General features: G+C 61.8%; 19 protein-coding genes, 1 other RNA gene and 1 pseudogene. 17 read left to right on the forward strand and 4 right to left on the reverse strand.

Annotated features, from left to right (window positions below; translation table 11 throughout):
- Both choX and RAK1035_RS10950 read right to left on the reverse strand, forming a co-directional pair.
- Positions 1-930 carry a choline ABC transporter substrate-binding protein gene (gene choX, locus RAK1035_RS10945; RefSeq protein ID WP_008280045.1) on the reverse strand — a complete coding sequence of 310 codons (930 nt, stop codon included), beginning with the start codon at positions 928-930 and terminating at the stop codon, positions 1-3.
- A 103-nt stretch (positions 931-1033) separates the two neighbouring features.
- A complete protein-coding gene (locus tag RAK1035_RS10950) occupies positions 1034-2587 on the reverse strand; it encodes an ABC transporter substrate-binding protein (RefSeq protein ID WP_008280046.1) in 1554 nt (517 codons plus the stop codon).
- A 254-nt stretch (positions 2588-2841) separates the two neighbouring features.
- Here RAK1035_RS10950 and betI point away from each other — a divergent pair, with 254 nt between their 5' ends.
- The 4 genes and pseudogenes from betI (at position 2842) to RAK1035_RS10970 (ending at position 7410) form a co-directional block, all read left to right on the forward strand.
- Complete coding sequence (gene betI, locus RAK1035_RS10955; protein ID WP_232279164.1) at positions 2842-3429, forward strand: transcriptional regulator BetI; 588 nt, start codon at positions 2842-2844, stop codon at positions 3427-3429.
- Positions 3426-4934 (forward strand): annotated as a pseudogene (gene betC / locus RAK1035_RS10960) (choline-sulfatase). Before betI ends, betC begins: the two are co-directional and overlap by 4 nt.
- 73 nt (positions 4935-5007) lie before the next feature.
- Positions 5008-6666 (forward strand): choline dehydrogenase, encoded by a 1659-nt coding sequence (gene betA, locus RAK1035_RS10965; protein WP_008280050.1) that lies wholly within the window; start codon positions 5008-5010, stop codon positions 6664-6666.
- A 63-nt stretch (positions 6667-6729) separates the two neighbouring features.
- On the forward strand, positions 6730-7410 hold the full coding sequence (locus RAK1035_RS10970; RefSeq protein ID WP_008280052.1) for a thermonuclease family protein: 681 nt from the start codon (positions 6730-6732) through the stop codon (positions 7408-7410).
- A 72-nt stretch (positions 7411-7482) separates the two neighbouring features.
- Here the strand turns inward: RAK1035_RS10970 and RAK1035_RS10975 are convergent, their stop codons facing one another.
- Positions 7483-8175, reverse strand: a complete 693-nt coding sequence (locus tag RAK1035_RS10975) for a metal-dependent hydrolase (RefSeq protein ID WP_037297163.1) — start codon at positions 8173-8175, stop codon at positions 7483-7485.
- Positions 8176-8318: 143 nt separating this feature from the next.
- Between RAK1035_RS10975 and gatC the strand changes: the two genes are divergently transcribed.
- The 13 genes from gatC to RAK1035_RS11030 all read left to right on the forward strand — a co-directional run bounded on the left by gatC (position 8319) and on the right by RAK1035_RS11030 (position 18438).
- Positions 8319-8606, forward strand: a complete 288-nt coding sequence (gene gatC, locus RAK1035_RS10980) for an Asp-tRNA(Asn)/Glu-tRNA(Gln) amidotransferase subunit GatC (RefSeq protein WP_008280054.1) — start codon at positions 8319-8321, stop codon at positions 8604-8606.
- On the forward strand, positions 8606-10093 hold the full coding sequence (gene gatA, locus RAK1035_RS10985; RefSeq protein ID WP_008280055.1) for an Asp-tRNA(Asn)/Glu-tRNA(Gln) amidotransferase subunit GatA: 1488 nt from the start codon (positions 8606-8608) through the stop codon (positions 10091-10093). Before gatC ends, gatA begins: the two co-directional genes overlap by 1 nt.
- A gap of 37 nt (positions 10094-10130) precedes the next feature.
- Entirely contained in the window at positions 10131-10859 is a 729-nt protein-coding gene (locus RAK1035_RS10990; RefSeq protein ID WP_037297337.1) for a hypothetical protein, read from the forward strand.
- Between the two features lie 64 nt (positions 10860-10923).
- Positions 10924-11550 (forward strand): N-acetylmuramoyl-L-alanine amidase, encoded by a 627-nt coding sequence (locus tag RAK1035_RS10995; RefSeq protein ID WP_050775740.1) that lies wholly within the window; start codon positions 10924-10926, stop codon positions 11548-11550.
- A gap of 12 nt (positions 11551-11562) precedes the next feature.
- Positions 11563-11976: RNase P RNA component class A (gene rnpB, locus RAK1035_RS11000), an RNA gene on the forward strand.
- Positions 11977-12011: 35 nt separating this feature from the next.
- A complete protein-coding gene (locus RAK1035_RS11005) occupies positions 12012-12518 on the forward strand; it encodes a DUF2244 domain-containing protein (protein ID WP_008280058.1) in 507 nt (168 codons plus the stop codon).
- Between the two features lie 124 nt (positions 12519-12642).
- A complete protein-coding gene (locus RAK1035_RS11010) occupies positions 12643-13422 on the forward strand; it encodes a 23S rRNA (adenine(2030)-N(6))-methyltransferase RlmJ (protein ID WP_008280059.1) in 780 nt (259 codons plus the stop codon).
- A gap of 126 nt (positions 13423-13548) precedes the next feature.
- Positions 13549-14895 carry a pentapeptide repeat-containing protein gene (locus tag RAK1035_RS20200; RefSeq protein WP_050775732.1) on the forward strand — a complete coding sequence of 449 codons (1347 nt, stop codon included), beginning with the start codon at positions 13549-13551 and terminating at the stop codon, positions 14893-14895.
- A gap of 66 nt (positions 14896-14961) precedes the next feature.
- Positions 14962-15075, forward strand: a complete 114-nt coding sequence (locus RAK1035_RS20695; protein ID WP_368074247.1) for a pentapeptide repeat-containing protein — start codon at positions 14962-14964, stop codon at positions 15073-15075.
- Positions 15076-15610: 535 nt separating this feature from the next.
- Positions 15611-17284: a cytochrome c oxidase subunit I gene (gene ctaD / locus RAK1035_RS11020; protein WP_008280062.1), complete on the forward strand. Its 1674-nt coding sequence runs from the start codon at positions 15611-15613 to the stop codon at positions 17282-17284.
- 10 nt (positions 17285-17294) lie between these two features.
- The gene (locus RAK1035_RS20210; RefSeq protein WP_157132394.1) at positions 17295-17435 is read left to right on the forward strand and encodes a hypothetical protein; all 141 of its coding nucleotides are present in this window, start codon (positions 17295-17297) and stop codon (positions 17433-17435) included.
- Positions 17436-17517: 82 nt separating this feature from the next.
- Entirely contained in the window at positions 17518-17928 is a 411-nt protein-coding gene (locus RAK1035_RS11025) for a DM13 domain-containing protein (protein ID WP_008280064.1), read from the forward strand.
- A gap of 123 nt (positions 17929-18051) precedes the next feature.
- Entirely contained in the window at positions 18052-18438 is a 387-nt protein-coding gene (locus RAK1035_RS11030; RefSeq protein WP_008280065.1) for a hypothetical protein, read from the forward strand.
- Here the strand turns inward: RAK1035_RS11030 and RAK1035_RS11035 are convergent, their stop codons facing one another.
- Positions 18439-19371, reverse strand: a complete 933-nt coding sequence (locus RAK1035_RS11035) for a hydrogen peroxide-inducible genes activator (RefSeq protein WP_008280066.1) — start codon at positions 19369-19371, stop codon at positions 18439-18441.
- Positions 19372-19442: the final 71 nt, after the last annotated feature.

A 19442-nucleotide genomic window follows, 5' to 3' on the forward strand; every position in this document is an offset into this window, starting at 1 on the left:
TCAGAGGCCGAGGGCCGCTTTTACGGCGGCCATGGCATCGCCGCCGTCTTTGGTGGTCACACCGTCAAGCCAAGGGCCGATGGCATCCGGATTGGCCTTGAGCCAGCTGCTTGCCGCGTCTTCGGGCTTGGCCCCGTCATTCAGGATCGCGCCCATGATCTCGTTTTCCATGGCCAGCGAGAATTCGAGGTTTTCCAGCAGCTTGCCCACATTGGGGCATTCCGCGACATAGCCTGCGCGGGTATTGGTATAAATCGTGGCCCCGCCCAGATCAGGGCCGAACCAGTCATCGCCGCCGGTCAGATAGGTCAATTCGTGATTGGCGTTCATCGGATGCGGTTCCCAGCCGAGGAACACGATGGGCTCTTCGCGGCGATCCGCGCGGCTGACCTGCGCCAGCATCCCCTGTTCCGAGCTTTCCTTGACCTCGAACCCCTTGAGGCCAAAGGCATCCGCCTCGATCATATCGAGGATCAGACGGTTGCCGTCATTGCCGGGCTCGATGCCATAAATCGTGGACTCAATCGCATCGGCATGCTGTGCAATCGTTTCAAACGAGTTGATGCCAAGCGCGGCCCCGGCGGCATTGGTGGCCAGCGTGTATTTTGCACCGACGAGGTTGGCACGAACCGTGTCAACGGTGCCAGCCTCGCGGTAGGGGGCAATATCTGCCTCCATGGTGGGCATCCAGTTGCCCAGAAACACGTCGATATCGCCCTTGGCGAGCGACGTATAGGTCACGGGCACCGAGAGCACCTTGGCTTCTGTCTCATAGCCCAGCGCCTCGAGCACAAGAGAGGTGGCGGCGGTGGTGGCAGTGATGTCGGTCCAGCCGACATCGGCGAAGGTCACGCTGTCACAATTGGCCATGGCCGGTCCGGTAGCGGCGGTGGCAAGGGCGATAGCGGTCAAGGTTGTCTTGAAGCTCATGTGATATTTCTCCCATGGTTGATTATTCCGGGGCAGGGCCCGGTTTGGCAAAGGCCCGAGGATAGGCTACCCCGGGCCTTGCAGTTAGGTCAGGCGGGATGGATCAGGCCATCCACCAGCGCTCGATAAAGCGCATGCCGTCCACATCCCAATTCGCCCCGAGCGTGTCGGAATGCGCAATATTGTTGGAATTGCCAAAGACGTAATTGGCAAACATCGGCACGATCTGACCGCCATCGTCGCTACAGATCGCCTGCATCTCGAAATACATTTCGCGACGCTTGTCCTCGTCCAGTTCCGAGCGGGCCTTGAGCATCAGCTCGTCAAAGCGGTCGTTGCACCAGAAGGTATCGTTCCACGCCGCGCCGCATTTATAGGCGGTGGCGAACATCTGATCTTCGACCGGGCGACCCGACCAGTAAACGGCGGAGAAGGGCTTTTTCATCCAGACGTCCGACCAGTAGCCGTCGTTCGCCTCGCGCACCGGGGTCAGGGTGATGCCCGCCTGTGCTGCCGAACTCTGATAGAGGACCGCTGCATCGACCGCGCCGCCAAAGGCTGCGTCCGCCGCCGACAGTTTGACCTCAAGGCTGTCAAGACCCGCCTGCTTGAGGTGGAATTTGGCCTTGTCGGGATCAAAGCTCTTTTGCTCAAGCTCGGTGTTGAAGAAGCGCTGCCCGCGACCGATGGGGTGGTCATTGCCGATCGAGCCATAGCCGAACAGGATCTTGTCCACGAGTTCCTGACGGTTGATGCCGTATTTCAGGGCAAGGCGCACGTCGGGGTTGTTGTAGGGCTCTGCTCGGGTGTCCATGGCAAAGGTGAAATGCTGCGTGCCTGCGACCGAATTGATCTGGATGTTGGGGTTGCGCGCCAGTAGACCCACGGTTTTGAGGTCGAGCCGGTCGACCACATCCACATCGCCCGAGACAAGCGCCGTGGTGCGCGCGTTCTGGTCGACAATGGCCAGCACTTCGGCGGTGTCGAACCATGCCACATCGCTGCGCCAGTGGTTCGGATTGCGTTCGAGCGCATAGGACACGCCGGGATTGAAATCCTTGAGCACATAGCTGCCGCAGCCATCGCCCGATTTCCAATCAATGCTCTCGCCTTCGGCCTTGCAGATCACGAGGTGATAGTCGCTGAGGAAGTATGGGAAGTCGGCATTGCCGCCATCCAAGGTGAAGACAACGATGTCATCGCCTTCGGTCGTGATATCGGTGACCGGGGCCACCAGCGGGCCTGCGGCCGAGGTCGAATTTTCGCCGCGGTGGAAATTGATCGAATTGACCACATCCGCCGCTGTCAGGCTTTTGCCGGAATGGAAGGCCACGCCCGAGCGCAGCTTGAAGCGCCATACCGACGCATCTGCCGAGGCTTCCCAGCTTTCGGCGACTTCGGGGATGAGCGAGCCATCGGCGGCCACTTCGGTCAGGCGGCCATGAATGGCAAAGCCGAGCGAGGTGGTAAAGCTGTTGGACCAGGTGCCCGGATCGAGGGTGTCGGTGGTCTGGCCATGGCCGATGGCCGCGCGCAGATGCCCGCCGCGCGACGGCGCGGCCTTGGCCCGCAGGGGCAGGCCCGCAATAAGGGCTGCCCCGGCCGTGGTGGCCATGAAACCGCGTCGGTTGATGCGGCCGGAATTGAGGATGGTCATGTTGGTCTTCTCCCTTTGGTTTGCTTTTCCGAACCGGCCTTTTGTTCTCTGGAGTGACCTCGCGAGATCGCGCGGCCCCCTGCCGCGTGGCGGTCGGTTTATACCTGCCAAGGCTAATATGACGCTGTGATGAAATACAACGTCATTTTGGCAGGGGGGCAGTGTTGTGATGCAGTCCCTCGTGTTTTTTATTGATTGACGAGTCAATTAAACACGATTAGGCCAGTCTGGCAACAGGTCTTTGGAGGGGGGGCATGCCGAAAATCGGGATGGAGCCGATCCGGCGCACGGCGCTGGTAGAGGCCACGATTTCTGAGATCGGCGCGCATGGCAGCCTTGATGTGACCGTGGCGCAGATCGCCCGGCGCGCTGGCATGTCGAGCGCGCTGGCGCATCATTATTTCGGGTCCAAGGAACAGATGTTCGTGGCCGCGATGCGCCATATCCTGACGCTTTACGGGGCCGAGGTGCGCGGTGCGCTGATCATGGCCAAAAGCCCGCGGGAGCGGATCGAGGCCATCATCCGCGCCAGTTTCACCCCCGCGCAGTTCCGCGGCGAAATGGTCTCGGCCTGGCTTAATTTCTATGTGCAGGCGCAGCGCTCGGACGAGGCGCGGCGGTTGCTGCATATCTATCAGCGGCGGTTGCGGTCGAACCTGCATCACGCCTTTCGCGCCTTGGCCCCCGATGAGGCGCGCACGCTGACGCGCGGCCTCGCGGCGATGATTGACGGGCTTTATATCCGTCAGGCGCTGCGCGAAGGGCCGATGCAACCCGGCCTCGCGATTGATGTGCTGCTGCATTACCTCGACACCAGCCTACCCCAGAAGGACAAAGAATGACTGCGCCCAATATCTTGATTTTCATGGTTGATCAGCTCAACGGCACCCTCTTTCCCGATGGTCCCGCCCCGTGGCTGCACGCCCCCAATCTCAAGGCGCTGGCGGCGCGGTCGACGCGGTTTGCCAATGCCTATACTGCCTCGCCGCTCTGCGCGCCGGGACGGGCCAGCTTCATGTCGGGTCTTTTGCCGTCGCGGTCCCGCGTCTATGACAATGCCGCCGAATTCGCCGCCGATATTCCCACCTTTGCGCATCACCTGCGTCGGGCGGGCTATCAGACCTGCCTCAGCGGCAAGATGCATTTCGTGGGCCCCGATCAGTTGCACGGGTTCGAGGAACGGCTGACGACCGATATCTATCCCGCCGATTTCGGCTGGACCCCGGATTATCGCAAGCCGGGCGAGCGGATCGACTGGTGGTATCACAATATGGGGTCGGTGACGGGCGCGGGTGTCGCGGAAATCTCGAACCAGATGGAATATGATGACGAGGTGGCGCATAACGCGCGCGCCAAGGTTTATGATCTGGCGCGGGGGCTGGATGCGCGGCCTTGGTGTCTCACGGTCAGTTTCACCCATCCGCATGATCCCTATGTGGCGCGCAAGAAATACTGGGACCTCTACGAAGACTGCGACCATCTGCTGCCTGACGTGCCCGCGATGGACTATGCCGATCACGATGCCCATGCGCGGCGGATTTTCGACGCCAACGACTGGCGCAACTTCGACATCTCGCAAGAGGATATCCGCCGCTCTCGCCGGGCCTAATTCCCCAATATCTCGTATCTCGACGACAAGATTGGCGAGATTCTGGAGGCGTTGGAGAGCACACGGCAAGAGGCGATCATCCTCTTTGTCTCGGATCATGGCGATATGCTGGGCGAGCGTGGGCTGTGGTTCAAGATGTGTTTCTACGAGGGGTCTGCCCGCGTGCCGCTGATGATTTCGGCGCCCGGCATGGCACCGGGGCTGATCACCGATCCGGTCAGCAATATCGACGTTTGCCCGACGCTTTGCGAACTGGCGGGGGCGGATATGTCTGAGGTGGCCCCTTGGACCGAAGGGCAATCGCTGGTCTATCTTGGGCAGGGCGGCAGGCGCGAGGCCCCTGTTGCAATGGAATATGCCGCCGAGGCGTCACAAGCGCCGCTGGTGTCGCTGCGCTATGGCAAGTGGAAATACAACCGCTGCGCGCTAGACCCCGATCAGCTTTTTGATCTGGAGGCCGACCCGCATGAGTTGACCAATTTGGCCGATGATCCGGCCCATGCCGGGACATTGGCGCAGTTGCAGGCCAAGGCCGAGGCCCGCTGGGATTTGGCGGCCTTTGACGCCGCCGTGCGCGAAAGTCAGGCGCGGCGCTGGGTGGTCTACGAGGCGCTGCGCAAGGGCGGGTATTACCCTTGGGATTACCAGCCCCTGCAAAAGGCATCCGAGCGGTACATGCGCAATCACATGGACCTCAACGTGCTGGAGGAAAGCAAACGCTTTCCGCGGGGCGAGTGATGCGTTCATCCTTCTGTAAATACTCGATTTCTGCCGGTTTCGGCGGAGATCGCGCGCAAGGAAAGAGAGACTGATGCAAGCCGATTATGTCATCGTGGGCGCAGGCAGCGCGGGCTGTGCCATGGCCTATCGTCTGGCCGAGGCCGGGAAATCCGTGCTGGTGATCGAGCATGGCGGCACGGATGCTGGCCCCTTTATCCAGATGCCCGGCGCGCTGAGTTACCCGATGAACATGAAGCGCTATGACTGGGGCTATCTGAGCGAGCCCGAGCCGCATTTGGGCAATCGCCGTCTGGTCTGTCCGCGTGGCAAGGTGATTGGTGGCTCCAGCAGCATCAATGGCATGGTCTATGTGCGCGGCCATGCGCGCGATTATGACCACTGGCGCGATCAAGGCTGCGATGGCTGGGGCTATGCCGATGTGCTGCCCTATTTCAAGCGGATGGAGAACTGGCACGACGGCGGGCATGGCGGCGATGCGGGGTGGCGCGGCCATGATGGCCCGCTGCATGTCAGCCGGGGGCGGCGCGATAATCCGCTGGTGCGCGCCTTTGTCGAGGCGGGCAAGCAAGCGGGCTATCCCGAGACGCATGACTACAACGGCCACCAGCAAGAGGGGTTTGGCCCCTTTGAGATGACCGTCTGGAAGGGGCAGCGCTGGTCGGCGGCCAATGCCTATCTCAAGCCGGCGCTGAAACGCGACAATTGCGATATCATCCGGGGGTTTGTCAGTCGCGTGGTGATCGAAGAGGGGCGCGCGGTGGGCGTCGAGGTGCTGATCAAGGGGCGCAAAGAGGTGGTGCGCGCGCATGCCGAGGTGATCCTTGCCGCGTCTTCGATCAACTCGCCCAAGATCCTGATGCTGTCGGGCATTGGCCCTGCCGCGCATCTGTCGGAACATGGCATTCCGGTGGTCGCGGATCGTGCGGGTGTGGGCCAGAACCTTCAGGATCATCTGGAGCTTTATATCCAGATGGCGGCAAGCCAGCCCGTCAGCCTTTACAAATACTGGAACCTCTTTGGCAAGGCGTGGGTGGGCGCGCGCTGGCTTTTGAACAAAAGCGGGCCGGGGGCCAGCAACCAGTTTGAAAGCTGTGGCTTTATCCGATCCGGTGCGGGCGTGGATTATCCCGATATTCAATATCATTTCCTGCCCATCGCCGTGCGCTACGATGGCAAGGCGGCGGCCGAGGGGCATGGCTTTCAGGCGCATGTCGGGCCGATGCGCAGCCCGTCGCGCGGCGCTGTGACCCTGCGCAGCGCCGACCCTGCCGATGATCCGGTGATCCGCTTTAACTATATGAGCGAAGCGCAGGATTGGGAGGATTTCCGCAAATGTATCCGCCTAACGCGCGAGATTTTCGCGCAAGACGCCTTTGCGCCCTATGTGAGCCATGAGATTCAGCCGGGTGCGGCGGTAGAGAGCGACGACGCGTTGGATGATTTCATCCGCGAGCATGCCGAGAGCGCCTATCACCCCTGCGGCACCTGCAAGATGGGGCGCGCCAGCGATCCGATGGCGGTGGTGGACCCAGCGGGCCGGGTGATCAGGGTCGAGGGGCTGCGCGTGGCGGATTCAAGCCTGTTTCCGCGCATCACCAATGGCAATCTCAATGCGCCGTCGATCATGGTGGGCGAAAAGATCGCCGATGCCGTGCTGGGCCGCAGCCCGCTGCCGCCCGAGAATGCAGAGCCCTGGATGCATCCCGACTGGGCGCAAAGCCAGCGCTGAGCCGTTAACCTTTTGTTCACCTTCTGTCTTGCAGCCGGGGGGCGGCCTCCGGCATAAGGGGGTATGTTAAGGATTTGTTTACTCATCGTTCTCGGTCTGGTCCCGCTCTCTGCCGGGGCTGAGGGGTTTGGCGGCCTTGTCCGGGTGATCGACGGCGACACGCTTGATGTGGGCGAGGTTCGCGTGCGCTTGCACGGGATCGACGCGCCGGAACTTGGGCAGATTTGCACCAACCCCGATGGCGCGACCTGGGATTGCGGCACATGGGTGGCCGAAGAGGTGCGCGCCCGGATCGAGAACCGCGAGGCGCGCTGTCAGGCGGTGGAGAAGGACCGCTATGATCGCACCGTCGCACGTTGCACTGTGGTGGGGCAGGATGTGGGCCGGATGCTGGTGGCGGATGGCTTGGCGCTGGCCTATCGCAAATATTCGATGGCCTATGATCTAGATGAAAAGGCGGCTGTGATTGCGGGGCGCGGTCTGCATGAGGTGCTGATGGCACGCCCCGAGGATCATCGCCGCATGGTGCGCGAAGAGCGCGCGGCGGAGGCCCAAGCAAACGCGCCCGCGCCGCAAGCGGGCTGTGTGATCAAGGGCAATCGCAGCGGGTCTGGCAATCAGATTTATCACATGCCGGGGCAGGCGGATTATGACGCGACCGTCATCACCGAGGCCAAGGGCGAACGCTGGTTCTGTTCCGAGGCCGAGGCCCGCGCGGCAGGCTGGCGGCGCGCCAAACGGTGAGCGGGGGATGAAGCCCCGGGACAAGCCCAGGGCGTCAGCCGAGTATTTTTGGAACGGTTAAAGGTGCCGCGCTTACAGCGTGATCGGTTGCATCACCTGCGGTTCGATCACATCGACACCGGGCAGGGCCGCGATAAGCGTTTCGGCGGATTGCTCCAGAATCGGGAAAGTCCGGTAGTGGCAGGGGATCACCGTCTTGAACTCAAAAAAGGTTTTGGCCGCATAGGCGGCGCGGCGCATATCCATGGTGAAATGCCCGCCCGCGCAGAGAATGCCGATATCGGGCGCATGCAGCGCGTTGAAGACGCCCATATCGGCCATCACATCGGTATCGCCCGAAACATAAATCACATGCCCCTCACCGGCGATCATATAGCCGCATTCGCTGCCTGTAACCTGCGGCCCGGCATCCGTGGCGATCGAGGTGGAATGGGTGGCATGCACCATGGTTATCTGAACGCCGCCCAGATCGATCGTGCCGCCCTTGTTGAAACCGACGGTGGCGATGTTTTCCTTGGCCTCCCAATGAGACATGAGGTCATATTGCCCAACCACCGGCACGCCGAGGCGCTTGGCCAGCGGCAGCACATCGGCGACATGATCGAAATGCGCGTGGGTCAATAGGATATGGGTGGCCCCTTCAGTGGCGGGGCCGTGTTGATCCTCGGGCAGCATCGGGTTGCCATTGAGCCAAGGGTCAAGGAGCAGGACCTGTCCGCCGATCTCGATCCGAAAAGAGCTATGGCCGAGCCATGTGATGTGCATTGTCACCTCCGCTTGTGTTCATCCTCGCCCTTACCTTAGCGAGCGTGTCAGCCAAGGAAAGGGGCAGATGCGTGACCCTGATCCGCTTGCGCCCGCGCGGCCCCGGCGCTAAACGCAAGCCAAACGGATCACGGGAGAGTCTCATGTCGATTGATCTCGAAACCGCCGCCAAGGTGGCCAAACTGGCGCGGATCGCAGTGCCGCAAGAGGCGCTGCCGGCGCTGGCCAATGAATTCAACACCATTCTCGGCTTTATCGAGCAGTTGAACGAGGTCGATGTCACGGGTGTAGAGCCGATGACGAGCGTCACGCCCATGCGCCTCAAGCGGCGCGAGGACGTGGTGAGCGATGGCAATCAGCAGGCGGCGGTGCTGTCGAACGCGCCTGATGCGCGCGAGGGGTTCTTTGCCGTGCCGAAGGTGGTGGAATAATGACCGATCTCAACCGGATGACGATTGCCGAGGCGCGAGATGCGTTGCGCAAAGGGGATGTGACAAGCCTTGAGTTGACCGAGGCCTGTCTTGCGGCGGTCGATGGGGCAGGGGCGCTGAACGCCTTTGTGCATCACACACCCGAGGTTGCCCGCGCGCAGGCGCAGGCGGCGGATACGCGGATTGCCAAGGGCGATGCGCCCGCGATGTGCGGCATTCCCCTTGGTATCAAAGACCTCTTTTGCACCAAGGGCGTGCCGAGCCAAGCGGCAAGCCGCATTCTGCAAGGCTTCAAGCCGGAATACGAATCGACCGTAACGCAGAACCTGTTTGATGCGGGCGCTGTGATGCTGGGCAAGCTCAACATGGACGAATTTGCCATGGGATCGAGCAATGAGACCTCGTGCTATGGCAATGCCGTCAACCCGTGGCGGCGTGGCAATGACGAAACCGCGCTGACGCCCGGTGGATCGTCGGGCGGGTCGGCCAGTGCCGTGGCTGCCGATCTTTGCCTTGGGGCGACCGGCACGGATACTGGCGGCTCGATCCGTCAGCCTGCGGCCTTTACCGGCATCACCGGCATCAAGCCCACCTATGGGCGCTGTTCACGTTGGGGCATTGTGGCCTTTGCCTCGAGCCTCGATCAGGCTGGGCCGATGACCAAGACGGTGCGCGATAGCGCGATCATGCTGGGGGCTATGTGCGGGCATGATCCCAAGGACAGCACCTCGGCTGATCTGCCCGTGCCCGATTTCGAGGCGCTGCTGACGGGGGATATTCGCGGCAAGGTGATCGGCATCCCGCGCGAATACCGGATGGACGGCATGCCCGCCGAGATCGAAAAGCTGTGGTCTGACGGGGCCGAGATGCTGCGCGCGGCGGGGGCGGAGATCCGCGATATTTCTCTGCCGCACACCAAATACGCGCTGCCCGCCTATTACGTGATTGCCCCGGCTGAGGCGTCAAGCAACCTCGCGCGCTATGACGGGGTGCGCTATGGCCACCGCGCCAAGCTGGCGCAGGGCGATGGCATCACGGAAATGTACGAAAAAACCCGCGCCGAAGGCTTTGGTCATGAGGTGCAGCGCCGCGTGATGGTGGGCACCTATGTGCTGTCGGCCGGGTTCTATGACGCCTATTACAATCGCGCCCGCCGGGTGCGCGCCCTGATCAAGCGCGATTTTGACGAGGCCTTTGCCGCCGGTGTCGATGCGATCCTCACACCGGCCACGCCAAGCGCTGCCTTTGGGCTGGGCGAGATGACGGATGCCGATCCGGTGCAGATGTATCTGAACGATGTCTTTACAGTGACGGTCAATCTGGCCGGTTTGCCGGGTGTTGCCGTGCCAACGGGGCTGGATGGCAAGGGCTTGCCGCTGGGTTTGCAACTGATTGGGCGGCCTTGGGAAGAGGGCGATCTGCTTAACACCGCCTATGCGCTGGAACAGGCCGCAGGTTTTGTGGCAAAGCCCGCAAAATGGTGGTAAGGCCCCGGTCGATACGGCTTTTGGCAGGATGAAAGAGATGCGGTTCACACTTGGTTTGGTTGCGCTGATGGCGCTGGTGGCCTGCGCCCCCGCTGTGCCCGATAGCGGTGCCGGGGTCGGCTTTCAGAACTATGACACCTATCAGCGCGACAAGGCCGCGCGCGAGGCAGCGCTGGCGCGCGGCGTTCTGCCGCCGCCCGATGCCGTTTCGTCCGAGCCGCTGAGTGCGACAGGTCAGACCACGGCAGGTGCCGACGATGCCGCCACCATTGCCGCCGAAGCGCGCGCAGCGCTTGATGCGGCGGCGGCGAATTCCGGTGTTGCACCGCTTCAGGCCAGCCCCTCTAACCCACCGCCCGCCGTCGAGAATGCCGCTGGCATTTCGCAGGAAAACAACTTTGACGCTGTCGGTGCCGAGCGGTCGATTGCCGAGGACGCGGCGCGCATCGCCAACAACCGCGCGCAATATCAGGTGGTGCAGCCGGAGGCGATTGGCAGCCGCCCAAGCGATGTGGGCCCCAATATCGTGGATTTCGCGCTAAGCACGAAACATGCCGTGGGCACGCCGGTCTATCGACGCCTTAGCATCAATTCCGGCTCGAAATTCGAGCGCAATTGCGCCCAATACCCCTCTGCCGATCAGGCGCAGCTTGATTTCCTGCGGCGCGGCGGGCCCGAGCGGGATCGTCAGGGGCTGGACCCCGATGGCGATGGCTATGCCTGCAACTGGGACCCGCGCCCGTTCCGCAACGCGGTGCGCGGCTGACGCGCGCGTGATCTGGCACCCCTCGCCCAATATCGGCCTGCGCCGGGGGGGCGTGTGCCCGGATATGATCGTGCTGCATTATACCGCGATGGTCACGGCCGAGGTGGCGCTGGAGCGGTTGTGTGATCCCTCTGCCGAGGTGTCGGCGCATTACCTGATCTGCGAGCGTGGCCGCCTCTGGCATCTGGTTGCCGAGGGCGCGCGCGCCTGGCATGCCGGGGCAGGGCAGTGGGGGGATGTGACAGATGTCAACTCGCGCTCTATCGGCATTGAACTGGCCAATACCGGCCTGCATCCGTTTCCCGAGCCGCAGATGCGGGCGCTGGAGGGTCTGATGGTGGGCATCATGGCGCGGTGGTCTATCCCGCCTGCCCGTGTCATCGCCCATTCCGATATGGCGCCCGCGCGCAAATGCGATCCGGGGCCGCGTTTTGACTGGCGGCGGTTGGCGCGGCAGGGGCTGTCGATCTGGCCTGCGCAGGGATCTGAGGCTGCCCCAGAGCAATTTCCACACGATGCCGCGCGGTTTGGCTATGTCCGGTCCGAAGGTGTGAGCGAGGCCGATATCCTGCGCGCCTTTCGCCTGCGGTTTCGCCCGCATGTCACCGGCCCGCTTGACCCGCAGGATTGCGCGATGATGGCGGACCTCGCCGCGCGCTTCGCCGTTGACCGCGCCGCCCCAAGCGCCTAAGTCAGCCCTTGCGCGGAGGGCCGGATGGCCGCGGCACCTGCAAGGGTGTCGAGGAAAGTCCGGACTCCACAAGACAACGGTGCCGGGTAACGCCCGGCTGGGGTAACCCAAGGGAAAGCGCCACAGAGAAGAGACCGCCCCAGAGTGATCTGAGGTAAGGGTGAAACGGTGGGGTAAGAGCCCACCGCGGGACGGGCAACCGGACCGGCACGGCAAGCCCCACCGGGAGCAATGCCAAATAGGGACCGCGCGCGGGGGCTGGTCCTGGACCCTGGTCCGGGATACCGCCCGCAGGCACGTCTTGGCCCGGCGGTCCGGGTTGGCAGCTAGAGGGGCGTTGGCAACAGCGTCCCAAGAGGAATGGTCATCCAGCCTCGGATTACGGTCCGGGGTGGACAGAATCCGGCTTACAGGCTCTCCGCGCCCTTTTCATTTCTAAGCTTCGGGTTAAAACCCCTCGCATGCCGTATGAATGGACCGCGCCTCGCACCGAGGCTGATACAGATAGAACGCTCTCGCTCTGGCCGCACCGCTCGCTGCCGCGCCGGGGCTTTGCCGCCTTTGTGCTGGCCACGTTCACGCTGATCACCGTGCCGCTCTATCCGCTTCTTGGCACGGCGGTGCTTTGGGGGCTGTTGCCGTTCCTGCTTATGGCGGTGGCGGGGATGTGGTGGGCGTTGGAGCACAGCTATCGCACCGCGCGGCTGACCGAGGTTCTGACCATCGCGCCCGAAGAGGTGCATCTGGTGCGCACCAACCCGCGCGGCGATGTGCAGGAATGGGCCTGCAACCGCTATTGGGCGCAGGTCAATATGCATGACACCGGCGGGCCGGTCGCGCATTACATTACGCTCAAGGGATCAGGCCGCGAGGTTGAGATTGGCGCGTTCCTGTCCGAAGAGGAGCGGATGGCGCTATACGGCGAATTGGCGGATGCCCTGCGCCCGCCCGGCACGGTGGTGGGGTAGCCTGTGCCGCCCCGGTCTTTGAGCCGGGGCCTCAAGGTTTGGGGTGAGAGGTCCCGGGTCAAGCCCGGGACGGGAACGCCAAGCGCCCTCTTTTCCACACCACCGCGACCTGCTACCAACCGCCATGCTCAGCTATCAGCACCATTACCACGCGGGCAATCCGGCGGATGTCCACAAGCACGCAGCGCTTGCCTGGGTGTTGGACTATCTGTGCCAAAAGCCAAAACCGCTCAGTTATATCGAGACCCACGCCGGGCGCGGCCTCTATGATCTGGGCGATGCCGCGGCGCTGAAAACTGGCGAGGCGGCGCAGGGCGTGGCGCGGCTTGAGGCGCGCTTTGCCGCCGACCACCCGTATCGCCGCTGTCTGACCCAGAACCGCGCGGCGCATGGGGCCAGCGCCTATCCCGGCTCGCCCCTGATCGCCGCGCAGAGCCTGCGCCGGGTGGACCGCCTGCATCTGGCCGAATTGCACCCCGGCGAGAACACGCATCTGCGGCGCAATCTGGCAGGCTTTGACGTGCAGATCCGCCAGCAGGACGGGTTCGAGATGGCGCAAGAGCTGTGCCCGCCCACACCCCGGCGCGGCCTTTTGCTGGTAGACCCCAGCTATGAGGTCAAGACCGAGTATGAGAGCATCCCCCGCCACCTGACCCAGATCGCCCGCAAGTGGAATGTGGGCATCCTGATGCTCTGGTATCCGATCCTGACGAGCGGGGCGCATGAGGGGATGCTGATCCACCTTGGCGCGGCCTTTCCAGAGGGCTTGCGCCACGAGGTCGCCTTTCCCCCCGTGCGCGCCGGTCACCGGATGGTTGGCTCGGGGTTATTTGTGGTCAATGCGCCCTATGGGCTGGAGGCGGAACTTGCGCGGATAACAGAGGTGTTCGCGGCGAAAGGGTGAGGGGGCATTTGTAGTGTTGTCATCCTCGGGCCTGACCCGAGGACCTCTGGCTTCCCGAAAACCTCCCCCTTGCCCCAAGGCACCGATCTCGCCAAGGTTGCCGGGCGGGTTGGTAAGGGTGCGCGCATGGATCAGACGGATTTGACCATCACATTGCCGCTCAGCGCGCAGCAAGGGCAGATCATTCTTCTTGCGCTGGGCATTGCCGTGGCCAGTGTGATCGTCTGGGTCGCGACAGAAACGGAAACCCGCAAACCTTCGCCGTTGGCCCTGCTCAAGGCCTTTGGCTGGGCAATGGTGCCGATCTGGCTTTTGCTCTTTGGTGGCACGCTCTGGCAGGTCTGGCAGATGCTCTCGGGTGGCCACACCGCGTTTGCGGGCAGACAGTCACTGGGCGCAGGCGCTCTGGTCGCGGCGCTTCTGGGTGCGCCCTTCGTGGTCTGGGGCACGGTGCTGAAACAGCGCACGGTGGATTTCCAGCAAGAGGGCCATATCACCGACCGCATCAACAAGGCGGTGGAGCAGTTGGGGGCGGAAAAGACCGAGAAGGTCTACACCATGGGCGATGATAACAAGCCTATTCAGGCAGAGCGTACTGTTCCCGCTATCGAGGTCCGCATCGGCGCGATCCTGTCGCTGGAACGCATCGCGCAGGACAGCACGCGCTATGACAAGGGACGCGATCATGTGCGGGTGATGGAGATTTTATGCGCCTATGTGCGGGAGAATTCCAACGCCAGAGCGCCGCGCGATTTTCCCCTTCCAAAGTGGAAATCGTTAAAGCACGATGCAACAGACGAAGAGCGCAAACTGCATATAGAGGCGCGGAAAGACAGGTTCGACGATGGCCCCTTTCGTACACCCAAGGCGCGAAAATGGGCAAAGGACTTGCCAAAACCCCGGGCCGATATTGCGCAAGCTTTGCTGGTGTTGGGCCGTCGCACCACGGATCAGCGCCGTGTCGAGGCCGCATGGCCCAACCCGCCGGAGGAGGGAATCGTATGGCCTTTTGATCTGGCGTGTCCAGAACTGCCAGAAGTAAAAGACGACGCACCCCAAACAGTGCCAGAAATCGACAGGTTCAGTGAAAAACTCTCTGCATGGCGCGAACGCCTCCGAACCTACTCCGGCTATCGGCTCGATCTACGCGGGGCCAATCTGCAAGGTGCCGATCTTTCAGCAAAGCGCCCCGATGCCTCTGACGCGGTGTTCTCTGGAGCGCTGCTTAACGATGTACGGATGGAAGGAGCGAACCTCAGCTGGGCACGCATGGAGGGAGCAAACATCAGCGCATCTCGAATGGAGGGGGGATGCCTAAGTGGGGTGCGGATGGATGGAGCAAACCTTGCTCTATCGCAGCTGGAGGGGGCGGAAATTACTGGAGCGCATATGGTTGGGGTCGTCCTTGACTGGTCGCGGTTGGAGGGCGCAGACCTCCGCCAAGTGCGCATGGCGGGTGCCAACCTCAGCTAGTCAATGATGGAGTTTGCAGACTTCAGGGACGCGCGGATGGAGGGGGCAAAACTTGTTGGTTCGCGGATGGAGGGCGCAGACTTCCGGAAGGCGCGCATAGTTGGCGCAGACCTGCGTTGGGCTTTAATGGAGGGGACGGACCTTGGAGGGGTACCTTTGGATATCAACGTTATCATTTAGGCTCTCAAGGCTCCGGATTTTAAAGGAGTAACGATCTCCAATGCGCAGGGAAGCACCGGCTTTGATGATTTGACTGTCAAACTGTCTAAGTGCATTGTTCGACCCCACTTTGGCCGGACACAGAATTATCATCTGATGGCCCTCGCATTTGGGAAACCGAAGGCCGCAAATGGCGCGCCAACCCCGACGCCTACACGCCGCCGCCCCGGCCTGAGGGGTAAAGACTGCCTTCAAGTGGCGTCATCCTCGGGCGTAACCCGAGGATCTTTGGCGGTAAGAGGTCCTCGGGTCAGGCCCGAGGATGACGGGGGTGCGTGAGGGGAGAGGTCCTCGCGCCCGCACCCGAGGGCGACGCCCCCAAATCCCCCCGTTATCCCCGCCCCCTCTCGCAAGGGGGTGCGACAAAATTCTTTGATCTGCATCAAATTCGCGCATTGCCGCGCCCCCCCAGACATTCTAAAACCCTGAAACATCACGGGCATGTGAGACTCAAGCGCTCCCCATGCCCCGCACCAACACCAGCAGGAGGCACACAATGGCAGATGCAGCCATTCACGGCCACGAACACGAAGATCAGCGCGGGTTTTTCACCCGGTGGTTCATGTCTACGAACCACAAGGATATCGGTATCCTCTATCTGATCGTTTCGGCGTTCGTCGGCCTGATCTCGGTCACGTTCACCGTCTATATGCGGATGGAACTGATGGAACCGGGCGTTCAATACATGTGCATGGAAGGCGCACGGTTCATCGCCTCTGATGTTGCCGAATGTACGCCCAACGGTCACCTCTGGAACGTGATGATCACCTATCACGGCGTGCTGATGATGTTCTTTGTCGTCATTCCCGCCCTCTTTGGTGGGTTTGGCAACTATTTCATGCCCTTGCAGATCGGCGCGCCGGATATGGCGTTTCCGCGTATGAACAACCTGTCGTTCTGGCTCTATGTTGCGGGCACCTCGCTGGGTGTGGCCTCGCTCTTGGCGCCGGGTGGCAATGGCCAATTGGGTTCGGGCGTGGGTTGGGTGCTTTATCCGCCGCTCTCGACCAATGAGGCAGGCATGTCGATGGACCTTGCGATTTTCGCGGTCCACGTGTCGGGCGCATCGTCGATCCTTGGGGCGATCAATATGATCACCACCTTCCTCAACATGCGCGCGCCGGGCATGACGCTGTTCAAGGTGCCGCTGTTTTCCTGGTCGATCTTTGTCACCGCCTGGCTGATCCTGCTCAGCCTGCCGGTTCTGGCGGGGGCGATCACCATGCTGCTCACCGACCGTAACTTTGGGACCACCTTCTTTGATCCCTCGGGCGGCGGCGATCCGATCCTTTACCAGCACATCCTGTGGTTCTTTGGCCATCCGGAAGTGTATATCATCATCCTGCCCGGTTTCGGCATCATCAGCCATGTGATCGCCACCTTCTCGCGCAAGCCGATCTTTGGCTATCTGCCGATGGTCTGGGCGCTGATCGCGATTGGGGTTCTGGGCTTTGTCGTCTGGGCGCACCACATGTACACCGTGGGCATGTCGCTGACGCAGCAGAGCTATTTCATGCTGGCGACGATGGTCATCGCGGTGCCGACGGGCGTCAAGGTGTTCTCTTGGATCGCCACAATGTGGGGCGGCTCGATCGAATTCCGCACACCGATGCTTTGGGCCTTTGGCTTTCTCTTCCTCTTCACCGTGGGCGGCGTGACCGGCATTGTCCTCAGCCAAGCTGCCGTGGACCGCGCCTATCATGACACCTACTATGTGGTGGCGCATTTCCACTATGTGATGAGCTTGGGGGCCGTGTTCGCGATATTTGCGGGGATTTACTTTTACTTCCCCAAGATGACCGGGCGCATGATCCCTGAATGGGGTGGCAAGCTGCACTTCTGGGCGATGTTCATCGGTGCGAACCTTACCTTCTTCCCGCAGCACTTCCTGGGTCGTCAGGGCATGCCGCGCCGCTATATCGACTATCCCGAGGCCTTTGCGCTGTGGAACTGGTGGTCGTCGATTGGGGCCTTCCTGTCCTTCGCGTCGTTCGTGTTCTTCTTTGGCCTCGTGATCTATGCCCTCTTCCGGGGCGCCCGCGAGACCCGGCCGAACCCGTGGAACGAATATGCCGACACGCTGGAATGGACCCTGCCGTCGCCGCCGCCGGAGCACACCTTTGAGCAGCTTCCCAAGCGCGAAGACTGGGACAAGCAGCCCGCACACTAAGGCGGACCGCATGAAACACAAAGGCCCCGGAGAGATCCGGGGCCTTTTGCATGGCGGCAGCCCAACCCTGCGGCGTGCGGCATTGCCCAAGCATCGCAGCCGATGCGCGGCCCCGCGATTGGCGCGCTATCACCAAGGTGATCGCCGGTGATCACCTGTGACCGGCCCCGCGATTGCCATGCGGCCAAGCGGTGCCTAAGTGCAATTTCCACACAGTCTAAAGGGAGATTTCAATGCTTATCACGCGTCGTCACTTCGCTGGCCTCACTCTGGCCGCTGCCGCCACAGCGCTTGGGGCCGCGCCATCCTTTGCGGCCTCGGATATCCGCAAGGGCACGCTTTCGGGTCGGCAGGGTTATACCGTGTCGGGAACGGTCAAGATCAAGAAAAAGGATGGCAAAACCGTCGTTCATCTTGCAGATGACTATCTTTTTGATCCCAGCAAGAACCCACCGGATATCAAGATCGGTTTTGGCAATGGCGAGCAATATGCCAAGGGTTCCAAGATCCACGACAAGCTGACCGTCAAGAAAGGGGCTGCAAGTTTCGAGGTGCCCGCCGGGATCAATACCGACGACTTCCAAGAGCTCTATATTTATTGCGAGCAGTTCAGCGTCATTCTGGGTGTCGCCCCGCTCAAGTGATCTGGCGGCGCATCACAACATTGAAAACCGCTGGAAATGGCGGTTTTTTCTCGTCTTACTGCTTGCCCCATGATGGTCAAACGCGCAACGTCCCCGCGCCGCCGAGTTTGAGAACCAAGGCCGATGTATGCACAGGACTCCTTTTTCGATCTGTCCACCGGGGGGCAGATCGGCCTTGTTGGGCTGAGCGGTTTTCTTTTCATTCTGTTCGTTCTGGCCGCCAGAGTTTTGTTGCGGCATCGGGGCATCTGGACCAGGCTTTTGGGGGCTCTGGTTCTGTTCTGGCTCTTTATCTGGCTCTCGCCCCAGCTCTATTACGAATACTACCGCCTGCTGATCCCAAGCCTGCCTGCTCAATGGGTGATATGGCCGCCGCGCAACCCAAGTGAGGGGATTGTGCTTTTGGTCTTGCAAGGCCCTCAGAGCCTTGCAGCGCATGGGCAGGCCGTCTTGGGTTGGTGTCTTTTGGCTGCGCCCTTCCTTCGTGGTTCAACCAAGCGTCGCCGGTAATCATTCCAGCCGCACCAGAGCGGCAAAGCGGTCGCGCGCCACCTCTCGGATCACCCGCACGATGCGTTCCACCATCGGCCCATGCGCCGAGCGCCTGCGCCACGCCACCCCGACCGAGCGCAGGAACCTGTCCTGACGAAAGCTGAGGATCGCCACGTCGCCGGTTTCGGGGGACACTTCGGACTGTACATAAAGCGCGGGCAGAAAGCAGATGCCCATGTTCAGGGCGGTCATCTGGCGCAGGGCGTCGAGGCTGGTGCCCTCATACTCTTGCCGTAGCTGCGCGCCCACCTCTTCGCAGAGCGTGACAATCTGCATATGCATGGGATAGCCGCGCGGCAGCGCCAGAATATCCTGACCCGCCAGATCCGCATCCTGCGCCGAGGCTTGCCCCGCCAGCGGATGATCCTGCGCCACCGCCAGCTTGAGCGGTTCGCGAAACAGGCGCTCTACGGCAATATCGCCCGAGTTGAGCGGCAGTTGCGCAAGGATCAGATCATGCCGCCCCTCAAGCAGTTCTTCTTGCAATACCGTGGGTGCGGCATCGCGGATAATGAGCTTGAGCCCCGGATAGGTCCGCCGCAATCGCCGCACCACATAGGGCAGGAAATAGGGGCCAAGCGTCGGGCTGGCCCCAAGACGGATGGTGCCAGCCATGCCCTCGCGCGTGGATTGGGCCAGACTGCCGAGAACCTCGGCCTCTTCGATCATCTTGCGGGCATGGGTCAGAACCTCGCGCCCGCCCGGTGTCAGGATGGCCCCACGATGCCCGCGCTCGACCAGCGTCATCCCAAGCGCGGTTTCCAGACCAAGGATTTGCTGGCTCAGCGAGGGTTGGCTGACGCCCACACGCTCGGCGGCCTTGCGGTAATGCCCGGTCTCGGTCAGGGCGATGAAATATCGCAATTGCCTGAGCGTTATGTCTTGTGCCATGTCACCCCCCTTGTCAGATCCTAAGATAGGAAACTCCTATCGAATTTTAATATCCCATTGGATTTTATCTG

It is taken from the genome of Roseovarius sp. AK1035, assembly GCF_003288315.1.
Taxonomy (GTDB): Bacteria; Pseudomonadota; Alphaproteobacteria; order Rhodobacterales; family Rhodobacteraceae; genus Roseovarius; species Roseovarius mucosus_A.

Excerpts from the sequence above, each read along its gene's own strand:
- RAK1035_RS10975 (WP_037297163.1), bottom strand. The coding sequence starts at position 8,175 with ATGCACATCACATGGCTCGGCCATAGCTCTTTTCGGATCGAGATCGGC.
- RAK1035_RS11035 (WP_008280066.1), bottom strand. The coding sequence starts at position 19,371 with ATGGCACAAGACATAACGCTCAGGCAATTGCGATATTTCATCGCCCTG.
- RAK1035_RS11030 (WP_008280065.1), top strand. The coding sequence starts at position 18,052 with ATGTATGCACAGGACTCCTTTTTCGATCTGTCCACCGGGGGGCAGATC.
- betA (WP_008280050.1), top strand. The coding sequence starts at position 5,008 with ATGCAAGCCGATTATGTCATCGTGGGCGCAGGCAGCGCGGGCTGTGCC.
- RAK1035_RS10950 (WP_008280046.1), bottom strand. The coding sequence starts at position 2,587 with ATGACCATCCTCAATTCCGGCCGCATCAACCGACGCGGTTTCATGGCC.
- RAK1035_RS10970 (WP_008280052.1), top strand. The coding sequence starts at position 6,730 with ATGTTAAGGATTTGTTTACTCATCGTTCTCGGTCTGGTCCCGCTCTCT.
- RAK1035_RS11005 (WP_008280058.1), top strand. The coding sequence starts at position 12,012 with ATGCCGTATGAATGGACCGCGCCTCGCACCGAGGCTGATACAGATAGA.
- RAK1035_RS10995 (WP_050775740.1), top strand. The coding sequence starts at position 10,924 with ATGATCGTGCTGCATTATACCGCGATGGTCACGGCCGAGGTGGCGCTG.
- RAK1035_RS20695 (WP_368074247.1), top strand. The coding sequence starts at position 14,962 with ATGGAGGGCGCAGACTTCCGGAAGGCGCGCATAGTTGGCGCAGACCTG.
- RAK1035_RS20210 (WP_157132394.1), top strand. The coding sequence starts at position 17,295 with ATGAAACACAAAGGCCCCGGAGAGATCCGGGGCCTTTTGCATGGCGGC.
- gatA (WP_008280055.1), top strand. The coding sequence starts at position 8,606 with ATGACCGATCTCAACCGGATGACGATTGCCGAGGCGCGAGATGCGTTG.
- RAK1035_RS10990 (WP_037297337.1), top strand. The coding sequence starts at position 10,131 with ATGCGGTTCACACTTGGTTTGGTTGCGCTGATGGCGCTGGTGGCCTGC.
- ctaD (WP_008280062.1), top strand. The coding sequence starts at position 15,611 with ATGGCAGATGCAGCCATTCACGGCCACGAACACGAAGATCAGCGCGGG.
- choX (WP_008280045.1), bottom strand. The coding sequence starts at position 930 with ATGAGCTTCAAGACAACCTTGACCGCTATCGCCCTTGCCACCGCCGCT.
- RAK1035_RS11010 (WP_008280059.1), top strand. The coding sequence starts at position 12,643 with ATGCTCAGCTATCAGCACCATTACCACGCGGGCAATCCGGCGGATGTC.
- RAK1035_RS11025 (WP_008280064.1), top strand. The coding sequence starts at position 17,518 with ATGCTTATCACGCGTCGTCACTTCGCTGGCCTCACTCTGGCCGCTGCC.
- betI (WP_232279164.1), top strand. The coding sequence starts at position 2,842 with ATGCCGAAAATCGGGATGGAGCCGATCCGGCGCACGGCGCTGGTAGAG.
- RAK1035_RS20200 (WP_050775732.1), top strand. The coding sequence starts at position 13,549 with ATGGATCAGACGGATTTGACCATCACATTGCCGCTCAGCGCGCAGCAA.
- gatC (WP_008280054.1), top strand. The coding sequence starts at position 8,319 with ATGTCGATTGATCTCGAAACCGCCGCCAAGGTGGCCAAACTGGCGCGG.